The sequence below is a fragment of the Bradyrhizobium sp. Rc2d genome (assembly GCF_900099855.1).
GTDB lineage: Bacteria > Pseudomonadota > Alphaproteobacteria > Rhizobiales > Xanthobacteraceae > Bradyrhizobium.
Genome location: NZ_FNCU01000003.1, coordinates 238,336 through 258,657, shown reverse-complemented (window position 1 = coordinate 258,657; position 20,322 = coordinate 238,336). Strand labels below are relative to the sequence as shown.

The following is a 20,322-nucleotide window of genomic DNA, read 5'->3' as shown; positions in this document are numbered from 1 at the left end:
CGAACTGACGCAAGGTCTTACAGCTCGTCCCTCGATGGAAGACGGCCAGAGACTATCTGGCCGTCGTGTCACGATCAAAGCTATCGTGCCACGGCTGGTGAAGCCGTCCACCAGCAATAAGCTACCCAGCCCATCCCCAGCCCTGTGCCGTACTTGTTCGCTTACCAGATGAACTTTGCGCCATCAGGTAGTTCGCAGATGAATTCGCCCTGGTTCACGAGTTCGGTGGTCCCGACGACAAGCTTGGAGGCCCGCACGGTAAGCTTGCCTTCGCGGCTGAGGCTGTGGCGAATGTATTCGGTCACGGCATGTCCAGAGCTATCCACCGTTTGGTGCGCATTGGCAAAGCTGATGCCGTTCTGGGCGGTCACCCTGAAGGCATTGATGACCAGACCGGCTTGCGTCGCAGGCCCGGACTTGCCGCCCTCGGCGGTAGTACAGCGGTTCATATCCAATATGAGTTTCACGCTCTTGCCCGTCTGCAGGGCATTGAGCACCTCGGCGTATTTCGGCGAGGTCTCATCGGCTCTGGCCACCGTGCTCACGGTTATCCCAGAAAGCACGGACAACACGATCAACAGAGCTCTGCCAGTTAAGTTCATATGCTCTTCTCCCTCCATAGGAACTACAGGTCGCGTAAGCGAAACGTCACAAGATGCGGTTGTCGCAAGCCGCTTGCCGGATCACAGACATCAAGCGTCGTCGCACTTCGAACAAGACAATCGGTTGCAATCAGACGCAAGTGGTTGTGACGGCTATTCGGACGTCACAACATCGTAGGTCAGGTTTGCTGAAGTCGCCTCCTCGCGAGCGTCATCGTGCGAAATGATTCATCGATCGGAGCCATTAGAAACCACAAACGGCGCCGGTATCTGCCGCCTGAACGACCAGGTCCGGACTTAGGCTGGCACGAACCTCGCGCCGCGGTAACAAGTCCGTGCAGTCAAGGCAGCTGAGCTTAACTCCTCGAAACACTGTTAAATGGCGCAATGCAGCGCCAACTTGCGGCTTTGAGTCCGGCTGCGCGCGCCTCAGTATATCCGCCAATCCTCATCTAAAACAAACAGCATCATTTTCGCTCCCGTCAGCTTCTCGAAAGCTGCCTTTGCAAAGAAATGGTCACCAACAACTACTTTGCGAGGGGAAACGGATGAACATCGATCGACGGAATGCCGCAGATGCCTCGGTTGACGGTCACGATGCGCTGCCGCAGCCGCACCAGGCAGATCGGCAAGCAGACGAACTGAGCGTACAAGCCAGCTCACCGGTGCGGGTGGCGGCCGATCAAGCAGACTTTGAAGACCAGCTACATGGTCTGCATTCGGTTCACCAAACATCGGATCCTGCTATCGAATCATCGAGTGCGCCGAATGAGGCGGTGCCGCAAACCAATCACTATCCAGCCGCATCATTTGTAGCGCGCGCGCCCAGTTTGCCGCAACGCTAACGGGCGCCACGCTTGAAGCGCTCAAGAACGAGATAGCCCTGGCCGAACAGCAATCAGCACGATGGGCGCCAGCAACCGCACCGCTGAATGACCGTCTCGACCGGGACCGCATTTTCGACAATGTAGCGGCATCGTCATATCTCAAGCTGCATCGTTTCCAGAACCAGGACAGCGACTGCAAACCGAGCACGGAAGCCAGCACATGTGCAATATCACATGTCCGCAACACGGCGCGGGATCATTCTTCCATTGGAGATCCTCTGGAACGATATCCCATGGATCGGGCGCGCCAGGCTGGATGGCATATGCGCGGTAAGACAACAGCATCTCCATTCGTGTCGTTGGTCGAAGACCCCTCAAAACTCACCGTTTCGCGTGACCACTGGGCGAGAGCGATTGCTAACAATGCGAACACGCTGCACGCCTACGCCGTACCGAATTCCGCGGTCTGGACGCCCGACGACGTACTGAGCAGTATTGGCCTTGGAATGAATGTGGAGGATCAGGACAACATCGATGCGGATGTGGATTTGATGTGCTCGCTGGGCAGAACGCCCACCCGTGAGACCGAGCGCTTGTTCCTGGGCGGCAATTTGGAGACCTACCGAACCGCCAGCGAAGCAAATCCCTACAAGCGGGGGGACTGGAGAGTAATGATTAGACAACTGGCGACCGCGCCATTCTCGAAGGTTCCTTGATGTTCACCAAGACAACCACCTAAGGAAAACTCGTCCCAGCGGCGCCGCCTCACGATAATGGCTTCGTGATTAATGTTCCGATCAACCCATCCCTTGACCTGCGCAAGGGACGAAGGCGCGCGCACATCCCCAAGAGGTACCCGACGCTCTGGAGGACACACTCGCACCATCATTCGCTCTTCCACCGCTCGTCGCACAATGGCCTATTCGCTACTTGGATGTGTTCCATCAAAACAATCGATTTTGCCGATCTTGCCTAAAGGCCCCATAGTCGATCGTGATCTATGGAGGCAGCATTCAAGAATGTCGTGTGGCAATCGATTCTTTTTTCAGTCCCTTGCCGGTCAAATCGGCTTGGGAGCTTGGGCGTCTGCATCCCAGAAGTTAGCTCCCGCGCGTCACATAGAAGCATCACGCGGCTCGCCACCGTCTCCTTGCTAAATTGGCACGTATGGGGTCGATCGGACGACCGTGACGTCACGCCTTAGGGCCTAGCAAAGACGACTGCCTTCACACACTGTCATCGGCTTTGGCTCAAGCTGCGCCTTAATTGGACCGACGAAATGGTCATGACATTGGCGAGAGGGACGAGCATTACGCGCAGGTCGATAGTCTGGTCCGGACTGTGTCGTCATCGCTTCAGAATGCTTGCGAGTTCGAGAGCACTGCTACAACCAGCAGTCAAAGGCACTTGAATCTCACCTAACGTCAGATTGTAGGATTTCCGACAGCCCCGCGACACAGAACCCGCTCGCGTGAACTCTTCCTGACAGGTAGCAAGAATTGCGAACGTCTCAAAAGCACAATGCTCCGCCGCTCTGCCCCGTCACGCTGCTGGACTGCTCCTGTCCAGGGCCAGCGTCCGACATCACCTATGTGCAGATCGGAGGACACAGCGCCGATGCCCTCGCAAGTGAATCAAGATACGGCGCGCGAGCAGAACGCCGGCGGTCGCTATCTCGCCCTTGCCGGGCACACGCCAACTCCAAATTCGACAACCGATCATTCTGGCGCCGTGCACCCCGTGAGACGAAATGGTGCTGGTGTAGCCACCTGGATCTATGCGCGATGGCAGCACCGTGCGGCTCGATTCGGCCATCGTTCGCAGCTTTCGCTGGGCTGCGGCGTATGAGGGGACCCCGGGCGCGACTGAACTCCAGGACGGTGAGACCCTTGCCTGCGAACAATTGGCGAGAGGGAGGGTGTTCTTCAAGCCGGGAGCGGCATTGATCGTTTCTGTCGTGCATCTCGGCCTGTGAAGCCACTGGCCAGATGCCTCGCGTGAAGTGTCTTCGAATGCGGAAAGACTTGCATTGTCGTGACTTCACGACACGACGGGCTCAACAGCCCAGCAAGACTGACCGCGGACGAAGACGAATTGGGGAAGTTTCCAAATGTCGGTTTCGCTCATCTGTTCGGTCACAAAGCCGATCGTCTCCCGTGCTTTGGCTTCGATTGCGCGGCTTGGCGCTTTTCGCACCGCAGGCGTCGGCTCAGTGCATTCAAGAACGGCTGTGATCGGCCTACAGACGCGTCAGCGGGCTGCCGCGGCCTTCAGCCTTTTAAACAAAATCAGATCCCTTGCTGGCATGAGGGACATGTTGAGCGGCGCCGACGCCGTAAGCAGGCCGCAGCGATCTGTAGTCCATCCGATGACAATGGACCCGCAGATATTGATCGCCTGTCAACATGTTCCGCCCTCTCGTTTGGGGCTGTTCCAATTCACACCAATGCAACCGCCTCTCAGTTTCATCGAGCCCCATGGTCAATCGTGACGCGCTCAGGTCTTGGCGTGGATGGACGAGAGGCGATGAAATGCGAATTCTCCTGGTTGATGATCATGCGGACTTTGCCCGCGACGTGAAGGAAGCGCTCTTAAGTTGCGGCTTCGCCGTCGACGTGACACGCACGCTGGATGAGGCGGCGGCCGCGCTCGATTGCGCGAACTACCACATGGTCCTGCTCGAATCGGCTTTGCCCGATGGAGACGGATTGGACTGGCTGAAGCAGTTGCGGCGCGAGGGACGGTCAATGCCGGCCATGATGATGAGCAGTCTCAATGATCTCAGTCGGCGGATTGCGATTTTCAATGCAGGCGCGGATGATTTTCTGCCCAAGCCCGTGTCTATCGACGAACTCATTGCTCGCATGCGAGCTATTCTGCGACGGTCAACGCAAATGACGGCGCCGGTGGTGACATTCGGGAATCTGCATTTCGATCCTATCGCGAGACAAGTCTCGGTCGGTGGTCGAATACTGAGAATTGCGCGCCGCGAAGTGTGCATTCTTGAACATCTGCTCAACCGCGCCGGCCGTACCGTGCCGCGCGCATCGCTCGAAGATAGCTTGTATGCATTTGACGACGAGGTCTCGACCAATGCGCTGGAAGTCGGGATTTATCGCTTACGCACGCATTTGAGCCAGGCGGGTGCAACGCTCAGGATCAAGACCGCGCGCGGTGTCGGTTACACCCTTGAACTCATTGGCGCAGCATCGGCTGCCTAGCCGATCGAACTTGAAAGCAACTCTCCCTTGAACGTCATTAACAATGCCGCCGGCGCTGATGAGCCGTCGATGGTCGCCAGCGGCTCGCACTATGCCGCTTTTTCCCGCCTCTGCTACGTCCTGTGCGCACTCGCTCTGCTATTTCCGCTTGCTGTCACAGCTCAGACAAAGCGGGATGGCAAAGGAGAACCGCCACGTGCGGCGCCTGGCAGCACCACCGGCACGCTCAACCTTACCTCCTCACAGGGCAAGACAGTTCATCTGACCGGGCCGGCTGCGAGCATTTTTATTGCCGACCCGGCGATTGCGGATTATCAGGCGCCGTCGAACACCACGATTTTCGTGTTTGGCAAAAAGTCCGGACGGACGAGCCTGTTCGCCCTGAATGACAACGGAGAGGCCCTCGCCGAGCTGCGTGTTGTCGTTACCCAACCGATCGAGGATCTACGGGCCGCGCTGAAGGCCGAGGTCGGCGACTATCCGATTCAGGTTAGCTATACCCCGCGCGGCGCGATCCTTAGCGGTACGGCGCCCAATGCCGATGTCGTCGAGACCGCCAGGAAGGTCACTGAGCAGTTTCTTGGGGCGGGCGCGCTGGTTGTCAACAAGATCCAGGTCGCCGGCTCGTTGCAGGTGAATCTCAGCGTGCGGGTGGCAGAAGTCTCCCGCAGCGCGGTCAAGGATCTCAATATCAACTTCACCGCCTCGAGCCCAAACGGCGCTTTCCTTGTCACCGGCAAAGGGGGCGGGTTCGGCGCGGCGGGCGGCGGCGGCACGATCGGGATTGGGTTTAGCGCCGGCAATACCAACCTGAGCGCTGTTCTCGACGCTCTCGCGAGCGAGCACCTCGCCTCAATCCTGGCTGAGCCGAATCTGACGGCGATGTCCGGCGAAGCCGCAAGCTTCCTCGCCGGCGGCGAATTCCCCATTCCGGTGATGCAGGATAACCGGCAGGTTTCGGTCCAATTTCGTCAGTTCGGCGTGAGCCTCGAGTTCGTTCCGACGGTTCTCAACAATAATCAGATCAATGTCCGTGTGAAGCCCGAAGTCAGCGAACTGTCGAGCGAAGGCGAGGTCAAAATCAATGGCATGGCGGTCCCTGCCCTCTCGACTCGGCGGGCGAGCACCGTGGTCGAGCTCGCCAGCGGTCAGAGCTTTGCAATCGGCGGCCTCATCAGACGCAACTTCAACACTGATATCGGCGAGTTTCCCTGGCTTGGCGATGTGCCGATCCTGGGCGCGCTTTTTCGCTCCTCATCGTTTCAAAAACGTGAAACCGAGCTGGTCATTATTGTCACGCCCTACATCGTGCGGCCGGGACCGAATCCCAACCGGATGAGTGCGCCGAGCGACCGCATCTCACCGCCCTCAGACGCGGGGCGGATTTTGACGAACACGGTGGCCCGGCCGCCGCGAGAGCGCGATGCGCCTCGCGCCAGCGCACCAGGATTGACCGGCAGCGCCGGCTTTATTATCGAATGAGGATCGCCAAATGACTTTGCGACATCTGTGCTATCCGATCGTTATTGGAGCAACATTGGGCGGCTGCGCAAATACTGCTTCGATCCAGCCCGCGCCGGCTGACCAAGAGATCCAGGTCGAGCAGAAGAGTAGCGTGCTGTTCCTGCAGAGCCTTCGTGGCCCCGAACGGCATCGGCTGCGAAGCTTTATTGCAGCGACCAGTCGCGGCCGGCGGGATGCCCTCCATGTGGGTGTCATCGGCCCACCCAGACTCATTGCACAGGTGGCCCACGAGGTTCGCGCCATGGGCGTTGCCACCTACAACATCCGTCTGTCTGCTTCTCGTGTGGATTTGCCGGCTCGTTCCGGGGTGAGGATCGAAGCGATCACTTTCGAAGCCCATCCTCCGGTCTGCCCCTCGCTCTCCATCGTTGCTCCTACAGTGAACGACAATTCGTTCAATCCAACCCTTGGCTGCTCAGTCCGGAATAACCTTGCGGTCATGGTCAATGAACCTGGCGACTTGTTAGGAAATGGCGCTGTCATGCCGACCAGTGGTGATCGTGCAGTGCTTCCCATCACCGCACGAGGGGCCACATCGGCGGGCAGCAATTTGGAGGATGAAACGCATAACAGGGTTGCGCCAGAAACCAAATAAGCGGCTCGTAAGACCCGAGCAGCATGACGTGGCATTCTTGTCCATATCAGTCTTGGAATCGGCCGACGAGCCTCCTGGCATCCAATCTTTGCTCGGTCCTTTTCTTGGGATCGTGCAGCTTGCAGATCAGGTTCTGGGACAGTTGGGTCGTTGACCAGAGATTTGAGCGCATCGCTGTTTTACGCGACGCTAGACTAGGCCGGCGGCAAAGACTGCCTTTGCAACCCTCTCGAAACACTCCATCGGAACGGCCTTGCCCATCGCACCTTTTCGGATCAGCTGGCGGGCCAAGACATGATCCTCGACAATGCTCAGACGTTGGGCGCGCGCCTGCGCCAGTAACTGTGAAGCCGTTTCGCCCTCACCGCGGCACACCAGTACCGGGACGCCGGTCTCGCCCCGAACGTAGCGCAGCCCAATCAATGTCGCTCGCCCCGTCAGTATCACTGTCGCCCGATGGATGCCCAGCGGAGACTCGTTCGCCGACTCCCGGCGGAGCCTGCGGTGTTCACCCTTGATCTGCGGATTACCATCCTGTTCCTTGGACTCGCGCTTGGCTTCGCTCTGCGTCATGCGCATGTCGCGCAAGAACAACCAACGCTGAATGAGCAGATCGGCCAAGCCGCCAATCAGAAGAGCGCCAGCAGCAATCGCGATCAGCACTTTGAGCTCTTTAAAGACAAGACCAAAGCAGCTCAAATCGCAAACGGGCAAGTATACCAGCGCCCTCCAACTTGCGAGCACAGTGAAAACGAACGTAGCGCCAAGAACCAAAACTTTGACGATAGACTTTCCAAGCTCGACAACCGACCGCTGGGAAAAAATCCGCTTCAGCCCTTTGACGGGGTCCAATTTCTCAAAGCTGGGTTTAAGCGGCTCACCTGAAATCGTCAGCCCGCCGCCGGCCAACACACCGGCCAGAATCGCCGCAACCACCGCCGCACCTAGGATGGGAGCCGCGGCCGTTATAGAAAGGTCCATCAATTCGACCAACGCCTGCCGAGCCGCACTGTTGAAGGGCTGTTCCTGCAGCTTGTCGATGAGCCGCACGGCTTCGCGCCATCCGTCTTCGATCGAGCCCGCCCTGAAGCACAGGCAACCGAAACCAGCGCAAAGGCTTGCCGCGGTCACAAAGTCGGCGCTGCGCGGGCTCTGCCCTTTCTTACGCGCGTCTCTCAGCTTCTTGTGACTTGGTGGAAGGTTTTTCTCTTCGCTCGTGTCGTTCATTTCAAGAACTTCCCGAGCCACTCCAGCACGCCGTTGAACTGAATGATCTCTGCTCCCATATATTCGATCAGGAAGACGGCGTAGCTGACCATAATGATGCCAAAGGCGGCATTCTTGATGGTCGGAGAGAGATCGTTCAGCTTGATTTGCGGCGCAAAGCGCCCGAGCAGCATGAGGGATACGTCGATCAGAAGCAGCAGAGCCAGCACGGGCCCGGCGACCACGAGGGCCGTATGCATGATATGGTCGAGAAGCCCGATAAACTCCATTGCCCCTTGGTGGGTCAGGGGCGGTAGCAGCCGATACACGGGCCAGATCAGATAACTTCCATAGAGGCATCTGACCATGGTCTGCAGACCTCCTGATACAACGAAGATCGTAACCGCGGCAGTCCCGAGAAAGAGCCCCATCGGGGCGGCTTGACTACGTGTCGCAGGATCGTCCACCTGGCTCGAGATCCCGCGCTGGGTATCAATGATGTCACCAACGGCCTGGATGCTCCAAAGTGGTATACTAAGCAGAAAACCGAACAGCAGGCCGATAAATATCTCCTTCAAACCGAGGAGCGAGACCGCAATCAAACGGGTGCCCGGATCTAGTGTCTGCAAGCCGTTCCTGATCTGCATCAAGCAAGGCAATCCAATCACAACCGTCGCGCTTGCGCGGATAATCCCGCTAATGTGCGGTCGTGTGAATACCGGAAGAACCAGCATAATGCCGAGGGCCCGGGCCGCGCCAAGCCCGGCCGCAACGACGAACTCGACAGCAGTCTGAATCAGAGTTTGCGTCTCGGCGGGTGACAAGGCATCCATTTGAGCTCAGCTCGTCGTTCCTTCAGCGATGCAACCGTCGCACTCGCGTCGCCATGATGTGAGACGTCAAGAACTCTGCAGATCTCGTGTTCCAGCGGTTGCAGAGCGACAGGCCTCCCACAGGGCAGATGACTTCGGCTTCAACCATCCATATGACCACAGCCATCAAGCGCAGAGGTATGACCATTCGATGAGAGCACCGGCGAATCGTGCCGCTGCGCGGCCTACAAGCCAAGCTTCTTCCGCTCTCACCGGCCGCAGCGCGGTTTGGAGATCTGAGGGCCTCGAAGCTTGTATCAATTTCGCAGTCTATGGAGATCGGTCTCGAGCGCGCCTTCATTCGCAGGCTCATTCACCAGAACGCCAGAATCGTGGGGCCGCTTGCAATCAAAGCGGCTCGCCCGTTCACTGCGTCGACAACTCGCCAGGCAATGCATCGAGGACCAGGTCTCAGCAGGTGATTCCATCACGTCGTGAGCAAAACCTAAATCGAATGGATAGAACTTCCAAATGGGGTCATTCTTTCTCCGAATACGGCAGGCTCACGGAGCCGAACAGGACAGTTCGGATATCTATCCGTCTCATGCTAGTGAGGCGAGCTTTCGATAAGCTGACGAACTCGCCTTTTGTGGCTCACAATGAAGGCCGACAAACGCGCGCTATAGCTAAAACTTAGACAGCCTTGCGTTCCGCGCACTAATATCTCGCTGTGAGCGCGGGGAACTCAGTGAAGATATGCTGCGCTTGCTCGATCAGCGGCGCGCTCAGCACCGGAGCAAACAGAACGAGCACGGCGACGACGACGAGGAGCTTCACGGTAAGCGGCAAGGTTTGATCCTGGAGCTGGGTTGCTGCCTGCACGATGCCGATACCCAATCCGGCCACGAGGGCTGCCAGGAGCGGCGGTAGAACCCAGATCATGAACAGGACCAGTGATCGGCTCAGGTGGGTGAGGATGCTGGCCTCGTCCATCTCAACTCCCGGGAGATGCGTAGCTTAAGACCAATCCGTGCATGAGCCGTGACCAGCCGTCGATTGTGACGAACAGAAAAAGCTTGAAAGGAACGGATATCATTGTTGGTGACACCATTGACATGCCCATGGCCATCAGAATTGTCGTCACAATCAGGTCAATTGTGATGAACGGAAGATAGAGAAGGAAACCGATTTCAAACGCACGCTTAAGCTCCGAGATCAAAAAGGACGGCACAAGGATCGCAAAATCATCGGCTGTTGCGTTGCCGCGCATCTCCTCCGACCAGATATGTTCCGTCGACGACAGGAAGAACGTGCGCTGCTCCTCAGTGGTGAACTTTTTGAGATGGGCGCGCAGCGGCTCGCTGCCCTCCTTGGCGGCGGTCAACCAGTCGTCGGCGGTTTGGTAACGAAGTTGCATATCGTTCACGCGGTTGTATGTTTGCTCAAATACCGGGGCGTCTATGAACACGGTAAGGATCAATGCAGCGCCATACAGAACGATGTTCGGTGGTATGGACTGAGTGCCGAGCGCGTTGCGGATCAGGAAGAGAACGACGGAAACCTTGATGAACGCCGTCGTTGTGACGACTGCGAACGTCAACAGGCCAAGGCCGACGGTCGCCGCAACAAGCGCAAGGATGCTCGGTTGAATTTCAACCATTGACCGCCAACCTGCTACGTAACCGGATGCCCAACGCTTCACCGACACGTACGATGTCGCCGCGGCCGATCAATTGACCGTTGGCGACAATGTCGACCGGACCGTCCAGCTGCCGGCCAAGCTCGAACACGTGCCCCTCGTTGATGCTTCGCAACGTACCCAGCGGGATGGGCCAGCGGCCGCATTCGAACACAAGCGTGATCTCAACACTGTCGATGTCGGCTTCTGAGGGCGGGATTGCTTGCTCCGCTTGGGGGCGAATCGTCATATTTGCATACCTTAAAGGATGGGACTGGAGGCGGAATGGTCCCCGAAGGATAAGTCTGTCGCCCGCGACCTGCGCCGGCGCCCACAACTTGTCCGCAGCGAGGATGAGCTGGCCATGGGCAAATGGAATGACGTCGGGCAGCAGTGCGTCGCCGGGCTGTGCCTGACGAAGAAGGCTGACGGGCGCCCGCAGCGAGCCGATCTCTCTCGCAATCAGGACCGGCAATTCCGAAGAAATCTTGCCTAAATCTCGCGGTAACTGGCCGATCAACTCGCCTAACACACGAAACGCAGACGGAACCAGACCGTCAAGTGGCGCGAACAAGAACAGGCGGGCCTTGGCCGCCACTGGTCCGAAAGTAACGTCGAGCTCCAAATAGGGGTCTTTGGCCGTTGCGTCTTCGATGCGGATCAGCTGCAAATTCCGCGCGAGCATGATCTCTAATCGAGCGAGCCAAGCTTCCAGAGCAAGTTCGAGAAGCAGCGAGCGGGTTGGGTCGGAAGGTAAAGTAAGGCCATACTGGACCGTTGAAATCAGCGCCTCAACGAGAACGCGGGGCAAGGACAAGACGGCGGTCTCGCCTCCGGCGCAAAATACGCAGTCGAGCATCGACATGGCATATGGCTCGGCCTGCCAAACAAGCCGGTTTATACGGATCGATACCGGCTTATCGCCAAGGCGGCTCTGCAGAACCGTGCGCGGGGCGGCGACCTCGTTGATCCACGAGACCACGCGATGCGACAACTTTACCGCTGGCTGAAATAGTGCGGGTTCACCCACGGTATTTACCGACAGGTTCCACGGGCGCAGCTCGCGACGTCATAAGAGAACCAGCCATTAGTTCGAGCCACCGACCGCCTGGCTGCGCGAACCACCCTGATATCGGAGCAAAACCTCGTCGCCGGCATCGATTTCGGCTGCACATTCCGAACGGACAGCGGTAGTGCGCTGGACATTGCCCTCAATCTCCTCCCATTTCTGGCTCGCCGCCGAACGCTTGGCCAATATGGTCCGCGCCCCATTCACTGCCCGTTGAGCCTGCTCATGCGCGATGCGCGCCTGCTCACGCGCCTGGCGTGCCGATTCGATCTCTGCTGCCAGTCGCCCAAGGACGAGTTGACAGCGACGATCGAGCTCGGTCACGGACATCGTCTCGAGCGACGCCAGCTCCTGATAAAGTTCAGCTTCGACCTTGGCGCGACGATTCTCCGCGCCTTCAAGATTCTCAGACGCTCGCTGCAGCGCTTCGACCGCAATTCGGCGCCTGGCTTCCATGTTCGACAATTCACGAAGCGCGCTTCGCTCTCTCATGTCTTTCACCAGCCGCAATTTCGACGCTTGCACGAGATTCAGGCCGTCAGACGCGACATCCATGAAACGGTCTCCTCAAAGCTAGATGGCTCGTCCTGTCCCTGGCGCAAGAATGCGCGCAGTTCCTCGATTGAATCGATTGCCCGATCAGTCAGTGGATCGCTGCCCGGCTTGTATTCACCGACCTTGATCAGGAACTCAGCCTCATTGTAGCGCGAGAGCAGATCGCGGAAGACGGATGCCGCCTTGCGATGTGGACCAGAGGCGACCGCATCCATGACACGACTTCGGCTCGACAGCACGTCGATGGCAGGAAAATGCTCTCGCGAGGCCAGCGCGCGCGAAAGAATGATATGACCATCGAGAATGCCGCGCGACTCTTCGGCGATCGGATCGCCCGTGCCGTCACCTTCGACAAGCACGGTATAGAATGCCGTGATCGAGCCCTGCTCGCCCATACCGGCACGCTCCAACAGACCAGGCAGCAGCGCAAAGACGGAAGGAGGAAAGCCGCGCCGGGTAGGAGGTTCTCCTGCGGCAAGGCCGATTTCGCGCATCGCACGGCTAAAGCGCGTCAGCGAATCCATCATCAGAACGACCTGCAGCCCTTGATCACGAAAATACTCGGCGAGTGCGGTCGCCATATGAGCGCATTGCGCCCGCTCCATTGCCGATCGATCGGACGTCTCAACGACAACGATCGTGCGAGCGAGGGCATCTCCAATATGACGTTCGATGAATTCACGCACCTCGCGTCCACGCTCTCCTATGAGCGCAACCACGGTGACATCGGCGGCCGCGCCTTTTACAATTTGCGACATCAGCGTCGACTTACCGCAACCGGCATCTCCATAGATTCCGATCCGCTGACCTTCGCCACACGTCAGAAGTCCATCCAGCACGCGAACGCCGAGCGGAAACGGCTGCTCGATGCCACGCCGCCTCATCGGGTTGGGCGCCTTGCCGCGGAGCGGACACTTGTGGACCGTCTTTATCGGCCCCTTGCCATCGAGTGGACGGCCGAAGCTATCGATCACGCGGCCGAGCAGGTCGGGTCCGACTGACACCTCCTGCATGCGCCCGGTCGGGAGCACTTCCGCGCGGTGGGACAAGCCCACCAGATCGCCAATGGGCGTCAGCAACACCCCGTCCGGCAGCAAACCGATGACTTCCGCTTCAAGTGACCATCCGGAAGCGTGATCCTGCAACAGGCAAAGTTCTCCAATACGGGCCCCTGGCAACACGGCATGGAGCAAGGTGCCGATCGCACGCGTGATCCGTCCCCGCACGGCACGCGTATCGACATCCTTTGCTGCGAATCTTAGAGATGCTATCGCCGCATGCACATCTCCTTCTCCGGCCGCTTGATCATGGCCTGATCGTTGCGTCGTCACGAATCGCTTTCCTGAGAAGATGGATTAAGGCTGAGACGCAATGTGCGGAGCTGCGCGGCAAGCCCTAAATCGACACTGCCGAACTCACTCCACAGAACGCACTGGTCGGGCCCCACGGCCGGGTCCGGATCAATTCTGACTTTCGGCCGACCATCCGTTCCATCGAACGCCACGAATTCATGCCTTAGTGCATCAGCATTCACAGGAGAGACGTGAAGGCATACTTCTGCGCTGCCATATCTTTGCTCGACGGCGTGACGAACGGTCCTTACCAACATCTCACCCGGATCAAAGGAGCCCAACAAATCGGTCAATATCTCAATCACGAGCTGTGGCAACTCCTGTTGCAGAACGGCTTTTCGCCGGGCCACATCGTAAGCAGCTCGGGCGATCAGCTGTGCCATTTCGTCCGAGCCTGACCTAAGACCTTCGCGATGGCCGCGCTCCCGCTCCTGCTGATAGGCTTTCCTTGCCCAACTGCGAACCTGCCGCAGATATCGCTCGGCTAGCGCGTGCGTCTGCACCGCATCGTACCAGATACCAAGTTCCGCGGCTGGTATGAGCGGACCAAGCGGCCGTATCCGCGGGCTATCTGGCAAGACTGTTTCATCGGTCGTCATGCCGCTGGCTCCTCCGTGGCCAAATGGGCCACCACCAAAGACAGTAACTGACCTGCTGAATTGTGGTGTTCGGCTGCTGGGGATTCGGCGGTGGTTCCCACAGGTAAACGGAAAAGAACGCGCACACGGTCAAGCTCTGATGCGTCCTTGAGCCAAGCACCCAGGCAGGCACATCCGTCATGTTCAATCTGGCTCGCCAACTTCTGCGGATCGCCAATCGATGTGGTTGCGACGGCGCTGGATACGTGTCGGATTGCGAAAGCATGAGCTTCCGCACCAATATTTTTGATCAGAATCGCTACATCATGCTTTGACACAAGCTTGAGCACCGAACGGGCATGCCAGATACTGCCGGCGAGCAGGGCCGCCCGACGCGGATCATGCCCGAGCAGAACGTCCCTACCCCAGTCGGTTCCGTTCGAGACCAGCTCACTGCCCAGCAGCAATTCGACCAGTCTTTGCTGCAGTCTCGGAGTCTTCTGCAACTGCAGCACTGTGGCGGCCGACAGGAGCCCATCAAGATGGCTGGCAAACCGGTCGGGATGAATCAAAGCGGCAAGCTCGCGCAGGCGATCGGAATGCGGGTTGAGTGAATGATTTGGGTCAGTGGATGCCATCGATACGGACCTGCTTGCCGCCTATTTCGGATCGGAGGACAGTTTTTTGCCGGCGGACTGGACCGCTGGCTTGCTGGCACCTCTGCCGAGATTTGTCACTTTGCGCCAGGATTGACGAAGCTGTCGCCCACGTGTGCTCAGCAGCACGTAAGATAGAATGCCCAACGCGGCGAGCGCACCTCCTGCACCAATCGCAATGTGGGTTGCGATGAACTTGGTTGGTTCGGCGGAAGCTGCCGCTGGCACAACGGAGACCTCATGCTGAGCCCGCTCAACCGGCACGAACACGACGGCCACCTTGTCGTACGATAGACCTTCGATGCTGTTGGCGACGAGCATCTTGATCTGCGGCAGCAAGGCTGAGAGCTTCGCGTTGGAGGCGTGTCGAATGAAAACCGACGCCGAGGACGGGGTTGCATCCTGTCGCAAAAGATCATTCTTCGGCAGAACGACATGAACACGGGCGGAGAGAACCCCATCGATATCGTTGATCGTGCGCGACAATTCTTCACTGAGAGCATAGACGTAGCGGGCTCGCTCCTCAACCGGAGAGGCAACGAGGCCCGCCCCCTTGAACACCTCACCAAGGCTCTTGAAGGATTGGCGCGGCAAGCCCTGGTCATTCAGCAGCTCGATTGAGTAGGCGAGCTGCTTTTCTTCCACCTGAATTGTGCTGGTCCCATCCTTGCCGACGACACGGATGGCATCGACGCCCTTGCTCAGGAGCAGCCCAAGCATCTCGTTGGCTTCACGCTCCTGAACTTTGGTATACAGATCAGCTTTGCAACCGGCGAGGGTCAGCAAAAGCAGCAACAGGAAGAGAGAATGAAGCCGCTTTCTTGCGGGCCGGCCATTACCGATCTTGTCTTTCGTCAAGACAGCCAACGGCCCGCTCAGCCCGCCGATAGAAGCTTGTTCAGAGATGAACTGACAGCACCTGTCCCCTTGGAGAGGAGCGAAACCTGGATGACGCCGTTGTAAACATCCCGCAGACTCGCCAGCGCCGAGTCGAAATGATCCGCATCTTCCGGTTTGCCCGCTGGATGTACCTCGGCTTGCTGCACACGCAAGACCGGTTGCGCGGCCGGCCCAAGCTGGAGACTCTTGGTAGGATCAGGCTCGCCGACGAGCGTCGGCGAAACTGCGCCCGACGGAAATGGTTTGCCCTGGTGAATAGCAGAAATGCTCTGAAGGACGCGATCGCCGAACGGGCTCGCCGGCGTGACTGCGCGCTGCACCTCCGGCAGCGATGGAGCTGGCGCGCGCTCGGTCACAGAAGAGGCGCCACCTTGGTTCGAGGCCGCCTGCGCAAGACTCTCGACAAACTGGGCGTGTGCCGGCGAACAGCCGCTGGAGGCACACTCGACGGAGTTGGCAGAGATCGACGTAACGCCAAACAACATGGAGGAAATCATTTCTGTCACGTGGTGAGATGAGCCGTTCGTTCACACGAATGGGCCGCACCTTAGAGAAGCAAGCTGACCAAAAACTGACGAGCATCTGTCATCTAATGATCACGGTTAGCTTCCAATTTGGCACGAAGCATCGGCTTCCAAATTTTGGGACGAATTCCGGTGCTTGTTCTCAAGTGTAAAAATAGCAGGAATGCTCATCCCATCCACAAGGCTGCACATCTTGAAGAAAGTTCTCTATGCTGGTGTTTTCATTTGCTTGGGCGTCGTCGAGGCGCTCGGCGCTCCCCTGGCGCTGCCATCGACGCCTTATAGTTACACAGTTCTGGATCAGGACCTCGCGGCCGCACTGCAGGAATTCGGCAACAACCTAAATATCAGAGTCAATGTCAGCACCGGGGTGAAGGGGCGGATTCGCGGGCGAATGCCGGATCTCCCACCGCGAGAGTTCCTCGAACGGTTGATCAATCTCTACAATCTTCAATGGTACTACGATGGGCTGGTGCTCTACGTATCCGATGCGCATGAGGCGCAAAGCCGCCTTTTGGTCTTAAGTCCAATCAGCTTTGATGCGTTCAAGGCGGCACTCGATGCGCTCAACATCTCCGACGAGCGTTACATCGTGAGACCCGTACCGGGAGATGGCCTCGTCTTCGCCTCTGGTCCACCCCGCTTTGTCGCGCTTGTGGAGCAAACAATAAAAGGACTTGCGGCGGAGGCACAGGCACGGCGAAACTCGAGCGGGGCCGAAAAGCCGCCGCACGAGTCGGTTTTGATGCTATTTCGGGGATCCTCCAGCGTGGTCATTCGCGAAGGACGACCGAATGATGCTCCTTCGCCGGAGGCACCACATCAAGACGGCGTGGTCCACACACCCGATGCAGGTAAGAAATGACCTGATGACAACGGATGGCCTAGGAAGAGATGCAATGCGTCTGCTTATGCCCTCTGTCAGCTTTTCGAAAGCTACTGCTGCCATTGTCAGAGCGCGGATGTGTAGATGACCGATGCCGCAGGGTGGCGCAATAAACGTCCAGGCCGGAGCCACGGATGCGAACCAGAATTCTGGCCAGCAGCATCGGTGAGCGCTTTGCCACTTTAGCGCCCCATGCGAGCTTTTGAACAACACCACGAAGTCCGTCATGCAATTGAGCTTCGTCGCACAAGAATGAAAGCCACTCCGTTGTCCAAAAGGAGGAGCAGGATGGACTTCAACGCGCTAAGCCCGGCGGACAACAGCCCAGCGTCCCACTCGTGCTCGTCGCCCGCCGGTCTAAGGGAGTTTGAGCGTGAACTAATGGCATTGCATGAAATACCCGAATACAGCCAGGACCTAATTTGGCAGGAACTCGGAGCCAGATCATCGCGTGTCGAGCCATCATTGAGCGGCGGCGAGCGGTCCAATTCCCAACAGCCGATCGCTCAACACCGCGCGGACGCCTCCGATTTCGGCAACGACCTTGTTTGGCAAGATCTTGAGCCTTGGCTCATGCGGGCCGGGTCACCTCACGCTGGACCGTCTCAAGCCGGGCCCACGTTGCACGCAGGGGTTGCTCCGCCGGAAATTGGAGATTTCGCCATGGCGAACGGTCGTCGCGCCAAGGACGACTGGGTCTTCACTGGCCAAACAGCTACGCCCGCTCAGATCGAAATGCTAAGAAGCCGCGATCTCATACCTGCCAGGGGTGTCCGGACAACAACGTTCACCATCCTGGGTGTGCCTCACACGGCGGAATGGCGAGAAGAAGGTTTAATCCGTCTCAAACCGTCGCTGGACCCTCCCTTTGGCCTGTAGATTCGAGCGAACAATCGCCAAGCGGCTAAGTATGATGACATGAAGAATGCAAAACGCAGCTGAGCTTCGATCCGCTCGGGGCAATACGATCCGCAGCATCTACGCAAGCGCCAACACTCTCGTTGGGCGCAGGCGCGAGGTCGCTACGCGTGGGTGATTTCACCATAAGATGCTGCGGAGACCTGCGACGTTGTTTCACGAATCAGCGCACGTGACCATCCGCAGAGCGGCAGACTCGGCCTCGCTAATTCGACCTAGTTGGCCCGGAGGCGAGCGATCGAGCATAACAAGCAAGCCGATTCCGATATCGAGAACCCATCACCGCATCTCATACCATCATTGCGCGTCTCGTTGTGAAACCTCTGAGCGCCGTCAGCTTTTGGAAAGCTAATCGAACCTACCATATGGCGTGAATATCTAGACGGCGATGTGCCTATAGATTGTAGCGGAACTGAGCGCTGGGGGCGCACTGAGCAATCGGAAGCAAGTGGTAGGAGCCATCGAAGCCTATCGACATTTCTTGCTCGTTGTTCGTCGCGATTCTCGGGCTGCGCCACATGACCGGCTTGTGGTGCGATCTCAAATCAGAGGACGTATAATGTCAGTCAACAACCTATCGCTAACCGCCAGCTCGACTTTGTCCGGCCTGGCCCCCGGACCCTCATCGGCGCGGGATCTTTCAAACTTCGAGGCGATGCTGGCTAGTTTCTCGTTGAAAGACAATGCCGATGACCATTCCACACCACAGGATCCGGCGGCTGCAGACTCAGCCAAGCAGCTGACGGAGGAACTCACGCAGGAGGTGCGGAACATCCTCCCGCCGGAGATCAAGGCCGCACTGGACGCATGTCAGCAGGCCCCAGAGCCATCCTCCGCGGAGTCCTCCTCCGCTGCGAGCACCCCGAAGATTGCAGAGGCACCCGTACAAAGCTCCAGGATCACGTGGAACAGCGGCACGCTGACTGATGCCGAGCTGCAGATTGTGTCGGTGCTGAACCGACACAAAGATAAATGCCCGCTGGATTGGAAATCTCTTGGAGATTTGGCCAACGATCCCTCCACACCGCCGGATCTAAAGGCGGCGATCGAGGCCTTGCAACGGGACCCAGAGCTCTTCTATGCGATAGGCTCGCAAGGTGACGGCCGCTGCGGCGGGAAGATCAAAGCAGGTGATCTCTCCGGCTTCTCCGATCACCACCCTCAGGTTGCTGCTTTCCAGGAGCAGCGGGCAAAGAGCTATACGCAAAACTATATCCCTTCCGACGGCACCCGGAATGGCGGTCCATCGGTTATGACCCAGACCGATGCATTGCGCGAGCTCTATCGCTATGCCGACAACCTGCCTAAGAACCTGAGCCTTGCGGATTTCAAGCGGATCGTCGACGGCGAAGCTAAAACCGGCAAATGCCCGCCACAGGTCCTCGCGGCCGCTCAATACTTCCTCGACCACCCGGATGAATGGAAGCAGTTGTACGGTGGCTCGATAGACAAGGTCCACAAAGAGGACTTCCTGCAGGTTGCTTCATCATCGATGAATCTCACGCAAGCCGAGCTCGATACGCTCAATACGATCAGCAAGAACCAAAACGCTTTCTTCGGGAAGGGTGACCTGACCCGGGAAAAGCTGGCGAGCATGGTCGATGATAAGAGCCTCGCGCCCGAGGTGCGAAAGGCGGCCTCCCAGCTGCTCTCCGATCCTGTGTTGTTTGGGTTGATGAACAACGCGGTTACGGGCTACAAAACCCACCACAAGTTCTTCGACTTCGGCGGCGGCCATACGGTCGATTCCGGCAACATCAGCAACAGCGACTTCAACCAGTTCTTCAACAACATGTCGGGTGCGAACCGCACCGTTCACCAAGTGAAGACGCATGCCGTCCGAACGCCTGCCGAGCAGGACGCGGTCGCGGACATGACGATGGGCATGGCAGACCAGCCCGACATCAAGTCTCCCAAAAAGAACGGTGGTGCCTTCATGCACGCACTTGATGACGTGCTCAAAGTTGGCTCTAAGGTAATCGACTGGGCCGCGACAGCAGTCGGTGTACTTGGCTTCATTCCAGGCTTGGGTGAATTGGCCGATCTGGCGTCAATGGTGCTCGAAGCCGAGGCGCAAGCTGCAAATCTTCTTCACACTGCCATCAGTGGCGGCAACATAAAGCAAGCGCTGGAAGAAGCCGGGCTGAGCCTTGCGGCACAGGCGGTGGGCTGCATCGCCGGACCTGAGGTCAAATTAGCAATGCGAGAAGGCTTGGTGAAGCAGGCAATTCAAGAAGCCGCGACGGCCGGCATCAACCTGCCGGTTTCGGTGGCCCAGTCCTACGCGGAGGATTATCTGAATAACCTGAAGGCTCGCATCGAGTCCGAGCGCTTGCAAGCTGCAGGCGCTAACGCCTAGTCGGAGCGACGCTATCTTCTCAGGATCACGCTGGAAACGCTAATCGAGCTAGCGCGGCCT

General features: G+C 58.1%; 19 protein-coding genes. 7 read left to right on the top strand and 12 right to left on the bottom strand.

Annotation, left to right across the window (positions count from 1 at the left end; genetic code table 11):
• Positions 1-161 precede the first annotated feature (161 nt).
• Positions 162-602 (bottom strand): VirK family protein, encoded by a 441-nt coding sequence (locus tag BLV07_RS07360; protein ID WP_091882132.1) that lies wholly within the window; start codon positions 600-602, stop codon positions 162-164.
• Between the two features lie 548 nt (positions 603-1,150).
• Between BLV07_RS07360 and BLV07_RS48655 the strand changes: the two genes are divergently transcribed.
• The 5 genes from BLV07_RS48655 to BLV07_RS07335 all read left to right on the top strand — a co-directional run bounded on the left by BLV07_RS48655 (position 1,151) and on the right by BLV07_RS07335 (position 6,769).
• Positions 1,151-1,447, top strand: coding sequence for a hypothetical protein (locus BLV07_RS48655; RefSeq protein ID WP_244550998.1), 297 nt, complete (start codon positions 1,151-1,153; stop codon positions 1,445-1,447).
• Between the two features lie 275 nt (positions 1,448-1,722).
• Positions 1,723-2,145, top strand: coding sequence for a hypothetical protein (locus BLV07_RS48650; RefSeq protein WP_244550997.1), 423 nt, complete (start codon positions 1,723-1,725; stop codon positions 2,143-2,145).
• 1,815 nt (positions 2,146-3,960) lie between these two features.
• Positions 3,961-4,650, top strand: coding sequence for a response regulator (locus BLV07_RS07345; RefSeq protein WP_091881823.1), 690 nt, complete (start codon positions 3,961-3,963; stop codon positions 4,648-4,650).
• Between the two features lie 27 nt (positions 4,651-4,677).
• On the top strand, positions 4,678-6,132 hold the full coding sequence (locus BLV07_RS07340; RefSeq protein ID WP_091881821.1) for a type II and III secretion system protein family protein: 1,455 nt from the start codon (positions 4,678-4,680) through the stop codon (positions 6,130-6,132).
• 10 nt (positions 6,133-6,142) lie between these two features.
• On the top strand, positions 6,143-6,769 hold the full coding sequence (locus BLV07_RS07335; protein ID WP_091881818.1) for a CpaD family pilus assembly lipoprotein: 627 nt from the start codon (positions 6,143-6,145) through the stop codon (positions 6,767-6,769).
• A gap of 189 nt (positions 6,770-6,958) precedes the next feature.
• On the opposite strand, the gene BLV07_RS07330 is transcribed toward BLV07_RS07335, so the two are convergent.
• The 11 genes from BLV07_RS07330 to BLV07_RS07280 form a co-directional block, all read right to left on the bottom strand.
• Positions 6,959-7,996, bottom strand: coding sequence for an EscU/YscU/HrcU family type III secretion system export apparatus switch protein (locus BLV07_RS07330; protein WP_091881815.1), 1,038 nt, complete (start codon positions 7,994-7,996; stop codon positions 6,959-6,961).
• Complete coding sequence (gene sctT / locus BLV07_RS07325; RefSeq protein ID WP_091881812.1) at positions 7,993-8,808, bottom strand: type III secretion system export apparatus subunit SctT; 816 nt, start codon at positions 8,806-8,808, stop codon at positions 7,993-7,995. Before sctT ends, BLV07_RS07330 begins: the two co-directional genes overlap by 4 nt.
• Positions 8,809-9,504: 696 nt before the next feature.
• Positions 9,505-9,780 carry an EscS/YscS/HrcS family type III secretion system export apparatus protein gene (locus BLV07_RS07320; RefSeq protein ID WP_025038819.1) on the bottom strand — a complete coding sequence of 92 codons (276 nt, stop codon included), beginning with the start codon at positions 9,778-9,780 and terminating at the stop codon, positions 9,505-9,507.
• Position 9,781: 1 nt separating this feature from the next.
• Positions 9,782-10,447: a type III secretion system export apparatus subunit SctR gene (gene sctR, locus BLV07_RS07315; RefSeq protein ID WP_091881809.1), complete on the bottom strand. Its 666-nt coding sequence runs from the start codon at positions 10,445-10,447 to the stop codon at positions 9,782-9,784.
• Positions 10,440-11,495, bottom strand: coding sequence for a type III secretion system cytoplasmic ring protein SctQ (gene sctQ, locus BLV07_RS07310; protein ID WP_091881806.1), 1,056 nt, complete (start codon positions 11,493-11,495; stop codon positions 10,440-10,442). Before sctQ ends, sctR begins: the two co-directional genes overlap by 8 nt.
• 57 nt (positions 11,496-11,552) lie before the next feature.
• Positions 11,553-12,089, bottom strand: coding sequence for a hypothetical protein (locus BLV07_RS07305; protein WP_091881803.1), 537 nt, complete (start codon positions 12,087-12,089; stop codon positions 11,553-11,555).
• A complete protein-coding gene (gene sctN / locus BLV07_RS07300) occupies positions 12,065-13,420 on the bottom strand; it encodes a type III secretion system ATPase SctN (RefSeq protein ID WP_091881800.1) in 1,356 nt (451 codons plus the stop codon). The genes BLV07_RS07305 and sctN overlap by 25 nt, the downstream gene beginning before the upstream one ends.
• The gene (gene sctL, locus BLV07_RS07295) at positions 13,417-14,040 is read right to left on the bottom strand and encodes a type III secretion system stator protein SctL (RefSeq protein ID WP_091881797.1); all 624 of its coding nucleotides are present in this window, start codon (positions 14,038-14,040) and stop codon (positions 13,417-13,419) included. The genes sctN and sctL overlap by 4 nt, the downstream gene beginning before the upstream one ends.
• A complete protein-coding gene (locus BLV07_RS07290; protein WP_091881794.1) occupies positions 14,037-14,657 on the bottom strand; it encodes a nodulation protein NolU in 621 nt (206 codons plus the stop codon). Before BLV07_RS07290 ends, sctL begins: the two co-directional genes overlap by 4 nt.
• Positions 14,658-14,678: 21 nt before the next feature.
• On the bottom strand, positions 14,679-15,533 hold the full coding sequence (gene sctJ, locus BLV07_RS07285) for a type III secretion system inner membrane ring lipoprotein SctJ (protein WP_244551018.1): 855 nt from the start codon (positions 15,531-15,533) through the stop codon (positions 14,679-14,681).
• 17 nt (positions 15,534-15,550) lie between these two features.
• Positions 15,551-16,072: a nodulation protein NolB gene (locus BLV07_RS07280; RefSeq protein WP_091881791.1), complete on the bottom strand. Its 522-nt coding sequence runs from the start codon at positions 16,070-16,072 to the stop codon at positions 15,551-15,553.
• A 190-nt stretch (positions 16,073-16,262) separates the two neighbouring features.
• Here BLV07_RS07280 and BLV07_RS07275 point away from each other — a divergent pair, with 190 nt between their 5' ends.
• The gene (locus BLV07_RS07275) at positions 16,263-16,964 is read left to right on the top strand and encodes a secretin N-terminal domain-containing protein (RefSeq protein WP_091881788.1); all 702 of its coding nucleotides are present in this window, start codon (positions 16,263-16,265) and stop codon (positions 16,962-16,964) included.
• 1,498 nt (positions 16,965-18,462) lie between these two features.
• The gene (locus BLV07_RS07265) at positions 18,463-20,262 is read left to right on the top strand and encodes an HrpF/NolX family T3SS translocon protein (RefSeq protein WP_502689893.1); all 1,800 of its coding nucleotides are present in this window, start codon (positions 18,463-18,465) and stop codon (positions 20,260-20,262) included.
• The last annotated feature ends 60 nt before the right edge of the window (positions 20,263-20,322 follow it).

What these genes read in the sequence shown, in the direction of transcription:
- BLV07_RS48650 (WP_244550997.1), top strand. Translation starts at nt 1,723, where the DNA reads ATGGATCGGGCGCGCCAGGCTGGATGGCATATGCGCGGTAAGACAACA.
- sctR (WP_091881809.1), bottom strand. Translation starts at nt 10,447, where the DNA reads ATGGTTGAAATTCAACCGAGCATCCTTGCGCTTGTTGCGGCGACCGTC.
- BLV07_RS07320 (WP_025038819.1), bottom strand. Translation starts at nt 9,780, where the DNA reads ATGGACGAGGCCAGCATCCTCACCCACCTGAGCCGATCACTGGTCCTG.
- BLV07_RS07280 (WP_091881791.1), bottom strand. Translation starts at nt 16,072, where the DNA reads ATGATTTCCTCCATGTTGTTTGGCGTTACGTCGATCTCTGCCAACTCC.
- BLV07_RS07290 (WP_091881794.1), bottom strand. Translation starts at nt 14,657, where the DNA reads ATGGCATCCACTGACCCAAATCATTCACTCAACCCGCATTCCGATCGC.
- BLV07_RS07345 (WP_091881823.1), top strand. Translation starts at nt 3,961, where the DNA reads ATGCGAATTCTCCTGGTTGATGATCATGCGGACTTTGCCCGCGACGTG.
- BLV07_RS07330 (WP_091881815.1), bottom strand. Translation starts at nt 7,996, where the DNA reads ATGAACGACACGAGCGAAGAGAAAAACCTTCCACCAAGTCACAAGAAG.
- BLV07_RS07265 (WP_502689893.1), top strand. Translation starts at nt 18,463, where the DNA reads ATGTCAGTCAACAACCTATCGCTAACCGCCAGCTCGACTTTGTCCGGC.
- BLV07_RS07360 (WP_091882132.1), bottom strand. Translation starts at nt 602, where the DNA reads ATGAACTTAACTGGCAGAGCTCTGTTGATCGTGTTGTCCGTGCTTTCT.
- BLV07_RS07305 (WP_091881803.1), bottom strand. Translation starts at nt 12,089, where the DNA reads ATGGATGTCGCGTCTGACGGCCTGAATCTCGTGCAAGCGTCGAAATTG.
- sctL (WP_091881797.1), bottom strand. Translation starts at nt 14,040, where the DNA reads ATGACGACCGATGAAACAGTCTTGCCAGATAGCCCGCGGATACGGCCG.
- sctT (WP_091881812.1), bottom strand. Translation starts at nt 8,808, where the DNA reads ATGGATGCCTTGTCACCCGCCGAGACGCAAACTCTGATTCAGACTGCT.
- BLV07_RS07335 (WP_091881818.1), top strand. Translation starts at nt 6,143, where the DNA reads ATGACTTTGCGACATCTGTGCTATCCGATCGTTATTGGAGCAACATTG.
- BLV07_RS07275 (WP_091881788.1), top strand. Translation starts at nt 16,263, where the DNA reads ATGCTCATCCCATCCACAAGGCTGCACATCTTGAAGAAAGTTCTCTAT.
- BLV07_RS48655 (WP_244550998.1), top strand. Translation starts at nt 1,151, where the DNA reads ATGAACATCGATCGACGGAATGCCGCAGATGCCTCGGTTGACGGTCAC.